This is a genomic window from Sphingobium sp. KKT206 (genome assembly GCF_055640555.1).
Genome location: NZ_CM145764.1, coordinates 2,583,970 through 2,595,754 on the forward strand (window position 1 = coordinate 2,583,970; position 11,785 = coordinate 2,595,754).

Below are 11,785 nucleotides of genomic sequence, written 5' to 3' on the forward strand. Positions count from 1 at the left end.
ATACCTACCTTATGTTCAGCGCGCCGGACGCACACCGGAGGTCTGAGCCTCCAGCATGAGCCGGTCGGTGGCCATCGGATCATGGCCCAGAATCTCACCCTTGAAGATCCAGACCTTGATGCCGCACACGCCATAGGCGGTGTGCGCCGTGGCTTCGGCATAGTCGACGTTCGCGCGCAGCGTGTGCAGCGGAACGCGACCTTCGCGATACCATTCGACGCGCGCGATTTCTGCGCCGCCCAGACGGCCGCCGCAGGTGATCTTGATGCCTTCGGCACCCAGACGCAGCGCCGACTGCACAGCCCGCTTCATCGCGCGGCGGAAAGCCACGCGGCGTTCGAGCTGGTCAGCGATACCCTGTGCGACGAGCTTGGAATCGACTTCCGGCTTGCGGATTTCAACGATGTTCAACGACACGTCGGACGTGGTCAGCGCGCTCAGCTTCTTGCGCAGCTTTTCGATATCCGCGCCCTTCTTGCCGATGATGACACCGGGACGGGCAGCATAGACCGACACGCGGCACAGCTTGGCAGGGCGTTCGATGACGACCTTCGAAATCGCGGCCTGCGGCAGCGACTTCATGATGAACTGGCGGATCTTGAGATCTTCCAGCAGCAGGCGGCCATAGTCCGCGCCTTCGGCGTACCAGCGGCTGTCCCAGGTGCGGTTGATCTGAAGACGCAGACCGATCGGATTGCTCTTGTGACCCATGTGCTTACGCCTCCGCTTCTTCGCCAGCTTCACGCACGACGATGCGCACGCGGCTGTAGGGCTTGAGGATCCGGGTCGACTTGCCACGGCCACGCGCATGGAAACGCTTCAGCGTGAACGCCTTGCCTACCGATGCTTCGGCCACGACCAGGGCGTCGACGTCCAGATTATGGTTGTTTTCCGCGTTGGCGATGGCCGAAGCCAGCACCTTGCGCACGTCCACTGCCATCGCCTTCTTGGAGAAGGCCAAGATGTTCAGCGCGTCCTCGACCTTGTGGCCGCGGATGAGCGTGGCAACCAGGTTCAGCTTCTGGGCCGAACCACGGATCTGCGTGCCGACGGCCAGAGCCTCATTGTCGGCGACGCGACGGGGAGCCTTTTCCTTGCTCATTAGCGCTTGCCCTTCTTGTCGGCAGCGTGGCCGGGGAAGAAGCGGGTCGGAGCGAATTCGCCCAGCTTATGACCCACCATATCCTCGTTCACGGACACCGGAACATGCTTGCGGCCGTTATAGACGCTGAACGTCAGGCCAACGAACTGGGGCAGGATGGTGGAACGACGCGACCAAGTCTTGATCGGCGCACGGCCACCGGCTTCCTGCGCGGTTTCTGCCTTCTTCAGAAGGCTGAGGTCCACGAACGGACCTTTCCAGACGGAACGAGCCATCGCGGATTACCTCTTCTTCTTGGCGTGACGCGACCGGATGATCATCTTGTCGGTCGACTTGTTGTGACGGGTGCGGGCACCCTTGGTCGGCTTGCCCCAAGGCGTAACCGGATGACGGCCGCCCGAAGTCCGGCCTTCACCACCACCATGAGGGTGATCGACCGGGTTCTTGGCGACACCGCGCGTCAGCGGGCGGATGCCCTTCCAACGGTTGCGGCCTGCCTTGGCGAGGTTGGTGTTGCCATTGTCGGGGTTGCTGACGGCGCCGATGGTGCCCATGCAATCCGAACGGATGTAACGCTGCTCACCCGAAGACAAGCGGATCATCACCATGCCACGATCACGACCAACGAGCTGGGCATAGGTACCCGCCGAACGGCAGAGCTGTGCGCCCTTGCCCGGCTTCATCTCGATATTGTGGATGATCGTGCCAACCGGCATCTGACCCAGTTCCATCGCGTTGCCCGGCTTCACGTCGGTCTTCTTGCCCGCGATGACCTTGTCACCAGGAGCGAGGCGCTGCGGCGCGATGATATAGGCCTGCGTACCGTCGGGATAGTTGACCAGCGCGATGAACGCGGTACGGTTGGGGTCATATTCCAGACGCTCGACCGTACCTTCGACATCCCACAAGCGACGCTTGAAATCGATGATACGATAGCGCTGCTTATGACCGCCACCGATACCACGCGAGGTCACATGACCCTTGTTGTTGCGGCCACCGGTCTTGCGCTTGCCTTCGGTCAGCGCCTTGACGGGCTTGCCCTTGTGCAGGCTGGACTTGTCGACGAGAATGAGGCCGCGCTGGGCGGGGCTCGTCGGGTTATAATGCTTCAGCGCCATGGTTAGCGCACTCCCTCGGTGATGTCGATCGACTGGCCTTCGGCCAGGCGGACGATCGCCTTCTTGACGTCGGAGCGGGTGTAGGGCTTGCCCTTCCACTTCTTGGTCTTGCCCTTCGTCACGAGCGTATTCACGCTCTTGACGTCGACACCCCAGATCGCTTCGACAGCGGCCTTGATCTCAGGCTTGGAGGCATCGCCCGCCACCTTGAAGACCACAGCGTTGAATTCGCTGAGAAGGGTCGACTTCTCAGTGATGTGCGGGGCGACAACCACGTCATAATGACGGTTGTCGACCGTTGCGGCTTGCTTTTTAGCCATTGAAACGGGCCTCCAGCTTTTCGACAGCGGCGCGGGTGAGCACCAGCGAGTCGGCTTTCAGGATGTCGTAGACATTGGCACCGACGGCCGGCAGCAAGTCCACGCCGATGATGTTGGCCGACGCCTTGGCGAAGCTGATGTTGACCGCGTCGCCGTCGATGAACAGCACCTTGGTCAGGTTCAGCTTGGCAAGATTGGCGACCAGCGCCTTGGTCTTGCCTTCGGCGACGTCGAGGCTGTCGATGATGAACAGCGAACCGTCCTTCACCTTCGACGAGAGCGCCATCTTCAGGCCCAGCGCGCGAACCTTCTTGTTCAGCGAGGGATTGAAGTCACGAACGCGGGCACCGTGGGCTTTACCACCACCGATGAACACCGGCGCGCGGCGATCGCCGTGACGAGCCGTACCGCCGCCCTTCTGGCGACCGAACTTCTTACCCGTGCGGGCAACATCGCTACGCTCGCGGGTGCCGCGGGCCGTACCGCGACGCTTTTCGAGCTGCCAGGTGACGACACGGTGCAGGATGTCGGCGCGGGGCTCGACACCGAATACGGCATCGTTCAGCTCCAGATCGCCAGCTTCCGCTGCGTCGAGGGTCTGTACCTTGACCTTCATGGTTTAGCCCTCCTGGCCTTCGGTCGCTTCCACTGCCGCGACTTCTTCAGCCGGGGTATCAGCGGGAGCGCTGTCGTTGCTGTTGTCAGCCTTTTTCAGGCTGGCGGGATAGGGAACGTCGGCCGGACGGGGCACCTTGACGGCATCCTTGACGGTCAGCCAGGTGCCCTTGGCACCGGGCACGCTGCCCTTGACGAACAGCAGACCGCGCTCGACGTCCGTGCGGACGATTTCGAGGTTCTGCTGCGTGCGTTCACGATCACCCATATGACCGGCCATCTTCTTGTTCTTGAAGACGCGGCCTGGATCCTGACGGTTACCCGTCGAACCATGGGCACGGTGACTGATCGACACGCCGTGGGTGGCGCGCATACCGCCGAAGCCCCAACGCTTCATAGCGCCGGCAAAGCCCTTACCCTGGGTGTGACCCGACACATCGACGAGCTGGCCGTCGATGAAATGATCCGCGGCGATTTCCACGCCGACATCGAGGAGTGCATCCTCGGCGACACGGAATTCTACCAGACGCGCCTTCGGCTCCACTTCCGCCTTGGCGAAGTGACCGCGCTGCGGCTTGGCGACATTCTTAACCTTCGCTACGCCGGCACCCAGCTGCACGGCAATATAGCCGTCGCTGTCCACATCCTTGCGAGCCACGACCTGGTTGCCTTCAAGGGCCAGAACCGTAACCGGCACGTGACGCCCGTCCTCTTGGAACAGGCGGGTCATCCCGACTTTCTTAGCGATCACGCCAGTGCGCATGATCCATACTCCCAATAGAGGCCCGCCTAAGCCTTAAAAAGAAACTGACGCCGGCGGGCGTATCCAACGAAAAAAACCGCTCGGGATCATTCCCTAGCGGCCAACCCAAATATGCAGATCACCCCGTCCGGGTTGGATGCCAACCCCTCTCGGGACCAGCGACGGGGGACCAGAACCACAGACTTGCCAGTTGCCCGGCGCTGTGCGGTATCCCTTGTGTCGTGTGAGCTTCCAGTTTCCCGGAATACCCGATACCCTGCCGACTTGTTACAGAAGGCAGGGACTTGCTCGCCTTAGGCCAGCTTGATTTCTACGTTCACGCCGGCAGCCAGGTCCAGCTTCATCAGCGCATCGACCGTCTGCGGCGTCGGCTGCACAATGTCAAGCATACGCTTGTAGGTGCGAACCTCAAACTGCTCGCGCGACTTCTTGTCGATGTGCGGACCACGGTTGACCGTGAACTTTTCGATGCGCGTCGGAAGGGGAATGGGACCGCGGATGAGAGCGCCAGTGCGGCGTGCGGTGTCGGCGATGTCGCCGGTCGCCTGATCAAGCACGCGATGATCGAACGCCTTAAGGCGAATGCGGATGTTGCTGTCCATATTCCTGTACCGATGCGAAAGAGCCAAAAAACAACCGCCTCTTAATCTGTCCTTCTAGCTCGCTAGAGCCGGAGAAAGACGATCCGAGGCGGTAAAAATCCGAGCGGCGCGAATCAGGCGATTCGCGCCGCTGCGGTGCCTATATTACTTCGAGATCGTGCCGACAACCCCTGCGCCGACGGTACGACCGCCTTCACGGATGGCAAAGCGCAGACCTGGGTCCATCGCGATGGGCGCGATCAGCTTGACGCCGAGCTTCACGTTGTCGCCAGGCATGACCATCTCGGTGCCCTCAGGCAGGATGACTTCGCCGGTGACGTCCGTGGTGCGGAAGTAGAACTGCGGACGATAGTTGGCAAAGAACGGCGTGTGACGGCCACCCTCTTCCTTCGACAGCACGTACACTTCAGCGTCGAACTCGGTGTGCGGCATGACCGAACCGGGCTTGGCCAGAACCTGGCCACGCTCGACGTCTTCACGACCAACGCCACGAACCAGCGCGCCGATATTGTCGCCTGCACGACCTTCGTCGAGCAGCTTGCGGAACATTTCAACGCCCGTGACCGTGGTCTTGCGGGTGTCGCGAATGCCGACGATTTCGACTTCTTCGCCAACCTTGACGATGCCGGTTTCGACGCGGCCGGTGACGACGGTGCCGCGACCGGAGATCGAGAACACGTCTTCGATCGGCATCAGGAAGGGCTTGTCGATCGGACGCTCAGGCTGCGGGATCCAGCTGTCAACGGCAGCCATCAGCTTCAGCACGGCGTCATGGCCGATTTCGGGGGTCTTGTCCTGCAGCGCGGCAACGGCCGAACCGGGGATGACGGGGATGTTGTCGCCGTCGAAATCATAGCTGCTCAGCAGCTCGCGGATTTCCAGCTCGACCAGTTCCAGAATTTCGGCGTCGTCAACGAGGTCGACCTTGTTCATGAACACGACGAGCTGGGGAACGCCGACCTGCTTGGCGAGCAGAATGTGCTCACGGGTCTGCGGCATCGGGCCGTCGGTGGCCGACACGACCAGGATCGCGCCGTCCATCTGCGCCGCACCGGTGATCATGTTCTTCACATAGTCAGCGTGACCGGGGCAGTCGACGTGCGCATAGTGGCGCGCTTCGGTTTCATATTCGACGTGCGCGGTCGAAATGGTGATGCCGCGCTCGCGCTCTTCAGGCGCCTTGTCGATGTTGTCGTAGCTGGTGAACGTGGCGCCGCCGGTTTCGGCCAGCACCTTGGTGATCGCTGCGGTCAGCGAGGTCTTGCCATGGTCGACGTGACCGATGGTGCCGATGTTGCAGTGCGGCTTATTCCGCTCAAACTTAGCCTTAGCCATTTTATCCTACCTTCTAATCAAAATCAGCTTGGGTCTGACCGCTCGGCCGCGCCTCGCGAAGGCGCGTCCATAGCAGCAAATTTGCAGATTACCAGCCCCTAACCGAGCCGCTTGCACGGCTCGGCCGGGGAAATTCATCAGGCCATCTTCGCCTTGACTTCGTCCGCGACATTCTGCGGCACTTCATCATAGTGCGAGAAGGTCATCGAATAGTTCGCACGCCCCTGGGTGAACGAACGCAGCGAGTTCACATAGCCGAACATGTTGGCCAGCGGGACCATCGCTTCGACGACCTGTGCATTACCACGGGTGTCGGTGCCCTGGATCTGGCCACGACGGCTGTTCATATCACCGATCACGTCGCCCAAATATTCTTCGGGGCTGACGACTTCGACCTTCATGATCGGTTCGAGCAGCGTGATGCCCGACTTCTGCGCGACTTCACGCATCGCTGCGCGACCGGTGATTTCGAACGCCAGGGCCGACGAGTCGACGTCATGATAGGCGCCGTCATACAGGTTGATTTCGAAATCGATGATCGGGAAGCCGATGAGCGAGCCGGTAGCGGCCGTTTCGCGCATGCCCTTTTCGATCGCCGGGATATATTCCTTGGGAATATTACCGCCCTTGATCTCATCCTTGAAGATGATGCCCGCGCCGCGCTCGCCCGGCGTGACCTTCACCTTGATGCGGCCGAACTGGCCGGTGCCGCCCGACTGCTTCTTATGGGTATAGTCGACGTCGACGGCCTTCTTGAGATATTCGCGATAGGCCACCTGCGGCGCACCGACATTCGCCTCGACCTTGAACTCGCGCTTCATGCGGTCGACCAGGATTTCGAGGTGAAGCTCGCCCATGCCCTTGATGATGGTCTGGCCCGATTCGTGATCGGTCGAAACGCGGAAGGACGGATCCTCGGCGGCCAGACGATTGAGCGCGACGCCCATCTTTTCCTGGTCGGCCTTGGTCTTGGGTTCCACCGACAATTCGATGACCGGCTCAGGGAATTCCATCCGTTCCAGGATGATCGGCTGGCGCTCGGCGCACAGCGTATCCCCGGTGGTGGTTTCCTTCATGCCGGCCAGCGCAACGATGTCGCCGGCATAAGCCGCATCGATATCTTCACGGCTGTTGGCATGCATCAGCAGCATGCGGCCGATCTTTTCCTTCTTGTCCTTGACCGAGTTCAGATAGGTGCCCTTGGTCAGGGTGCCGGAATAGACGCGCAGGAAGGTGAGCGAGCCGACGAACGGATCGTTCATGATCTTGAACGCCAGGCCAGCGAACGGCGCATCATCTGCGGTCGCACGGCTGTCGGGCTGGTCGTTGTCGGGGTTGATGCCCTGCACGTCCTCAATGTCGAGCGGCGAAGGCAGATAGTCGACGACCGCGTCGAGCAGGGGCTGAACGCCCTTGTTCTTGAACGCCGAACCACACAGCACGGGGACGAACGACTGGGCCAGCGTGCCCTTGCGGATCAGCTTCTTGAGCGTCGCGACGTCGGGCAGATTGCCTTCGAGATAGGCTTCCATCGCCTCGTCGTCCTGCTCGACGGCCAGTTCGATCAGCTTTTCGCGATATTCGGCAGCCTTGTCGGCGAGATCGTCGGGAATTTCCTCATAGGAGAATTCAGCGCCGAGATTCTCATCCTTCCAGATGATCGCACGGTTTTCGACCAGATCGACCAGACCCTTGAACTCGCTCTCTGCACCGATGGGGAGATACAGAACGGCGGGGATGGCACCCAGGCGATCGATGATCGTCTGCACGCAATAATAGAAATTGGCGCCGGTACGGTCGAGCTTGTTGATGAAGCACATCCGCGGAACCTTATACTTGTCCGCCTGGCGCCACACCGTTTCCGACTGCGGCTCAACGCCCGCAACGCCGTCGAACGCGGCGACCGCGCCATCGAGCACGCGCAGCGAACGCTCGACTTCGATGGTGAAGTCGACGTGGCCGGGGGTGTCGATGATGTTCAGGCGGTGGTCGTTCCAGATGCAGGTGGTCGCAGCCGACGTGATGGTGATACCACGCTCCTGCTCTTGCTCCATCCAGTCCATCGTGGCGGCGCCGTCATGGACTTCGCCGATCTTGTAGGACTTGCCGGTGTAGTAAAGGATACGCTCGGTCGTCGTGGTCTTGCCGGCGTCAATATGCGCCATGATACCAAAATTACGATAGCGTTCGAGCGGATGGCTGCGGGCCATGATGCTTCTCCGTTGCCGGCGCACCGGCGGTTGGGGATTCGAGTTCTTGGGTGGCCCCTAAACCAATCCGTCCGCCATGGGTAGAGACCCCTGACGAACGGACCAATTTTTGAAACCGGACAGCGAAGCGGACATTGGAAACGCCCGCCTGCCTTTTACCAGTAGCGGTATGTTACCAGCGATAGTGCGAGAAGGCACGGTTGGCTTCTGCCATCCGGTGCGTATCTTCGCGCTTCTTGACGGCATTGCCGCGATTGTTGGCGGCGTCCATCAGCTCACCCGACAGGCGCGCAGCCATCGTGGTTTCGCTGCGGTTGCGCGCGGCGGTGATCAGCCAACGGATGGCCAACGCCTGCGAGCGTTCGGGACGCACTTCGACGGGAACCTGATAGGTCGCACCGCCAACGCGGCGGCTGCGAACTTCGATGCCCGGCTTGATGTTGTTCAGCGCGTCATGGAACATGCCGATCGGGTCCTTCTTGGCGCGAGTCTCGACAGTTTCGAGAGCGCCATAGACGATGGACTCAGCAACGGCTTTCTTACCGTCCTGCATGATCGAGTTCATGAACTTGGACAGCACGATATCGCCATATTTGGGATCGGGCAGGATGATGCGCTTTTCGGGGCGACGACGACGTGACATATTCTTGGTCTCCCCTTACTTCGGACGCTTCGCGCCGTACTTCGAACGGCTCTGCTTACGATCCTTGACGCCCTGGGTATCCAGAACGCCGCGAAGAACGTGATAGCGCACGCCGGGAAGATCGCGGACACGACCGCCACGGATCAGAACAACGCTATGTTCCTGAAGGTTATGGCCTTCACCGGGGATGTAGGTGATGACTTCGCGCTGGTTGACCAGACGCACCTTCGCCACCTTGCGGAGCGCCGAGTTCGGCTTCTTCGGAGTCGTCGTATAGACGCGGGTGCAAACGCCACGCTTTTGCGGGTTCGCATCCATGGCAGGGACCTTGGACTTGGCCTTCTGCGGTTCGCGGCCCTTGCGGACCAGCTGGTTGATTGTTGGCATGAAGCCCTTCACCTTTTTCAGTTACTTTACCGTGGCATCCCCGTGTTGCGAGCGGCTTGGAAAACAGACGTCATCCAAACAGCAAAGGCCCCGGTGGGCATAAAACCCCCCTGGAGCCGCAAGAGCACCCGGCAATGTTCAGCTCTAATAGCACCCAGCAATGGCGAGAAAAGACGAGTCTCGACGCGACAGGTCGCTGGGCAGCCGGGCCTATAGCCCTGCGCGGACAAAGGGTCAAGCGTCGCGAATAGACGGCGCTATGGCCATGATTTTCCGGGCCTCGCCCTACGTGGTTAGGGGTTTGATAACCCTGCAAGGCCTATTTTTCGGGCCAATCACCGATATGGTGTTTTCATGGACAAAATGTGACGGACATCTCCCTCTATACCGGTGAATTTTGCGACCCCACCCGCGAACGCCTCTTTCAGGAAGGGCGCTTGCGCGAGTCGCGTGGCCACGCCCAAATCCTGTTCGCGCTATCGGCCGTCCTCAATACCCTGTTCCTGATGAGCGACTGGCGCTTTGCCGGAACCGATCATTTCTGGGTTGCGGTGCCCGCACGCATCGTCGTTATTCTATGGTCACTGGCCTGCCTGTCGGTCAGCCATCGGATGACCAGCTTTCGCGCGGTCGAACGCATCTGCTTCGCATGGCAGGCGGTCATCGCCGTCGGTGTCGCCTTCCTCGTCAGTTCGCGCAGCGACATTGCCGTCTTCGTGCTGGTGATGCTCCCCCTAGTTTTCTACCTCGTCGTGCCGACCAGCTTTCGCGGCAATGTCGGTGGCGGACTGGCCTGCGGCGTGGCGCTGTTGATCGGCTATCTGGCACCCGCCCCGCTGTCGGCCACCGTGCCCGGCATGATCCTGGCGATGGTGATGCTGCATTTCGGCATGTGGATCGCGATCGCCCGCGGCAATCGGCTCCAGCGCAAGGAATGGAAGGCTGGCCTCGCCGCGCGCGAAGCCCAGGCTGCGCTCGCCAACAGCCGGGATACGCTGGAACATATGTTCATGGCCGTCCCCCTGCCGCTGCTAGTGACACGCTATGACGGCAGCATCGTGCGGATCAACCGCGCCGCGTTGGAGGCGCATGCGGCTGGTGGCCCCGTGTCGCTGACCAATGTCGAGCAAACCTATGTCGACTTGCCGGTGCGCGACGATCTGTTCGCCCGGCTGCGACAGGGGGAGGCGATAGATAATTTCGAATGCCGTCTGCGCCGTGGTGATGGCGCCATTCGCAATGCTTTGCTGTCGTCCCGGCCCATCGTGATCGACGATGAAGCCTGCTTCATGACCAGCGTGGTCGATATCACCGAACGCAAGGAAATCGAACAGAATCTGGAACGGCTGGCGATGTCGGATGCGCTGACGGGCCTGGCGAACCGCGCGCATTTCATGGCAGCGGTGACGCAGGCGACCGCTGCGCCGACCAAGCGAGCGCAACTGGCCGTGCTGTTGATCGACCTGGACGAGTTCAAGCGCGTGAATGATACGGCCGGTCATGACGCTGGCGATGCCCTGCTGTGCGCCGTGGCCGGACGCTTGCGGCACGCGCTGCGCCCCGGCGACCTGGTGGCGCGCATGGGCGGGGACGAATTTGCCGTGCTGCTGACCCGCCTGCCCGACACCGAGTCGGTGCAGCCGATATTGCGGCGTATCACCGAGCATCTTCACGCCCCGCTCAGCTATCGTGGGCGGCCGATGGAATGCCGGGTGAGCATCGGCGTCGCGCTGTTCCCCGACCATGGCGACGATGTCACCGCCCTGGTCAAACATGCCGACATCGCGCTTTATCATGCCAAGAATAGCGGACGGGGCCGCGCAACCCTGTTCGGTCCTGAATTGCTGGAAAGCTGGGAGCGTGAGGCCGCGATGCTGGACCGGGCACGCCATATCCTGGCGCATGAACGGCCCTGCCCCTGGTATCAGCCCAAGGTCGCGCTCGACAGCGGGGCGATCGTCGGGTTCGAAGCGCTGTTCCGTTGCCCGACCGCGGACGGCAAAGTCATCATGCCCGGCGAGATCGCGTCCGCCTTCGAACATCCTGAACTTGGCCCGATCATCACCATGATGATGATCGACCGCATCATCGCCGATTGCGTGCGCTGGCGCGACGCGGGCGTGACGGTCGGCCCCATTGCGTTCAACGGGTCCGGCGCGGATCTGAACGACGATGCCTTTGCCGATCGCCTGCTGCAACGGCTGGCAGATGCAGGCCTGCCGCCGTCGACCGTGGAACTGGAAGTAACCGAATCGGTCTTTCTGGGCCGCAACGCCGAACGGGTCGGGCGCGCCCTCAACCGACTGAGCGATGCCGGGGTCAGCATCGCCCTCGATGACTTCGGCACCGACTATGCCTCTCTCTCCCATCTCAAACAATTTCCGATCGACATCATCAAGATCGACCAGCGTTTCGTGCGCGACCTGGAAACCGACCCGGATGACGCCGCCATCGTCCGCACCGTCCTCAACCTTGCCTTCAGCCTGGGCATCCGCACGGTGGCGGAAGGGGTCGAGAATAGTCGGCAGGTCGATTATCTGCGGGCGGGCGGATGTCATTATGGGCAGGGCTATCATTTCAGCCCGGCCATACCCGCCGCCGCCGTCACCCGCCTGCTCGCGACGACAGCACAGGCCGATCTCGGCTGAGGCGCGGGTTCAAAAAATCGCATTTATGAGGGAACAAAAGAT

General features: G+C 61.2%; 13 protein-coding genes. 1 reads left to right on the top strand and 12 read right to left on the bottom strand.

Annotated elements, in window-relative coordinates; translation table 11 throughout:
* Positions 1-15: 15 nt before the first annotated feature.
* From rpsC to rpsL, 12 genes are all read right to left on the bottom strand, one after another.
* Entirely contained in the window at positions 16-711 is a 696-nt protein-coding gene (gene rpsC / locus ACZ2HM_RS12490) for a 30S ribosomal protein S3 (protein ID WP_037472395.1), read from the bottom strand.
* Positions 712-715: 4 nt separating this feature from the next.
* Complete coding sequence (gene rplV, locus ACZ2HM_RS12495) at positions 716-1,102, bottom strand: 50S ribosomal protein L22 (protein WP_043152133.1); 387 nt, start codon at positions 1,100-1,102, stop codon at positions 716-718.
* Positions 1,102-1,377 (bottom strand): 30S ribosomal protein S19, encoded by a 276-nt coding sequence (gene rpsS, locus ACZ2HM_RS12500; protein ID WP_037472398.1) that lies wholly within the window; start codon positions 1,375-1,377, stop codon positions 1,102-1,104. Before rpsS ends, rplV begins: the two co-directional genes overlap by 1 nt.
* A gap of 6 nt (positions 1,378-1,383) precedes the next feature.
* The gene (gene rplB / locus ACZ2HM_RS12505; protein WP_037472400.1) at positions 1,384-2,220 is read right to left on the bottom strand and encodes a 50S ribosomal protein L2; all 837 of its coding nucleotides are present in this window, start codon (positions 2,218-2,220) and stop codon (positions 1,384-1,386) included.
* Positions 2,221-2,222: 2 nt separating this feature from the next.
* Positions 2,223-2,540, bottom strand: a complete 318-nt coding sequence (locus ACZ2HM_RS12510; protein WP_037472401.1) for a 50S ribosomal protein L23 — start codon at positions 2,538-2,540, stop codon at positions 2,223-2,225.
* Positions 2,533-3,156 carry a 50S ribosomal protein L4 gene (gene rplD / locus ACZ2HM_RS12515; protein WP_037472402.1) on the bottom strand — a complete coding sequence of 208 codons (624 nt, stop codon included), beginning with the start codon at positions 3,154-3,156 and terminating at the stop codon, positions 2,533-2,535. The genes ACZ2HM_RS12510 and rplD overlap by 8 nt, the downstream gene beginning before the upstream one ends.
* 3 nt (positions 3,157-3,159) lie before the next feature.
* Positions 3,160-3,918: a 50S ribosomal protein L3 gene (gene rplC, locus ACZ2HM_RS12520; RefSeq protein WP_037472404.1), complete on the bottom strand. Its 759-nt coding sequence runs from the start codon at positions 3,916-3,918 to the stop codon at positions 3,160-3,162.
* A 293-nt stretch (positions 3,919-4,211) separates the two neighbouring features.
* Positions 4,212-4,520, bottom strand: a complete 309-nt coding sequence (rpsJ, locus tag ACZ2HM_RS12525; RefSeq protein WP_007686587.1) for a 30S ribosomal protein S10 — start codon at positions 4,518-4,520, stop codon at positions 4,212-4,214.
* 144 nt (positions 4,521-4,664) lie between these two features.
* Positions 4,665-5,855, bottom strand: coding sequence for an elongation factor Tu (gene tuf, locus ACZ2HM_RS12530; RefSeq protein ID WP_037472405.1), 1,191 nt, complete (start codon positions 5,853-5,855; stop codon positions 4,665-4,667).
* A gap of 137 nt (positions 5,856-5,992) precedes the next feature.
* A complete protein-coding gene (fusA, locus tag ACZ2HM_RS12535) occupies positions 5,993-8,065 on the bottom strand; it encodes an elongation factor G (protein WP_037472406.1) in 2,073 nt (690 codons plus the stop codon).
* Between the two features lie 172 nt (positions 8,066-8,237).
* Positions 8,238-8,708 (bottom strand): 30S ribosomal protein S7, encoded by a 471-nt coding sequence (gene rpsG, locus ACZ2HM_RS12540; RefSeq protein ID WP_037472408.1) that lies wholly within the window; start codon positions 8,706-8,708, stop codon positions 8,238-8,240.
* A 15-nt stretch (positions 8,709-8,723) separates the two neighbouring features.
* Positions 8,724-9,095 carry a 30S ribosomal protein S12 gene (gene rpsL, locus ACZ2HM_RS12545; protein ID WP_026002556.1) on the bottom strand — a complete coding sequence of 124 codons (372 nt, stop codon included), beginning with the start codon at positions 9,093-9,095 and terminating at the stop codon, positions 8,724-8,726.
* Positions 9,096-9,460: 365 nt separating this feature from the next.
* Here rpsL and ACZ2HM_RS12550 point away from each other — a divergent pair, with 365 nt between their 5' ends.
* Positions 9,461-11,743 carry a putative bifunctional diguanylate cyclase/phosphodiesterase gene (locus ACZ2HM_RS12550; RefSeq protein ID WP_470425354.1) on the top strand — a complete coding sequence of 761 codons (2,283 nt, stop codon included), beginning with the start codon at positions 9,461-9,463 and terminating at the stop codon, positions 11,741-11,743.
* The last annotated feature ends 42 nt before the right edge of the window (positions 11,744-11,785 follow it).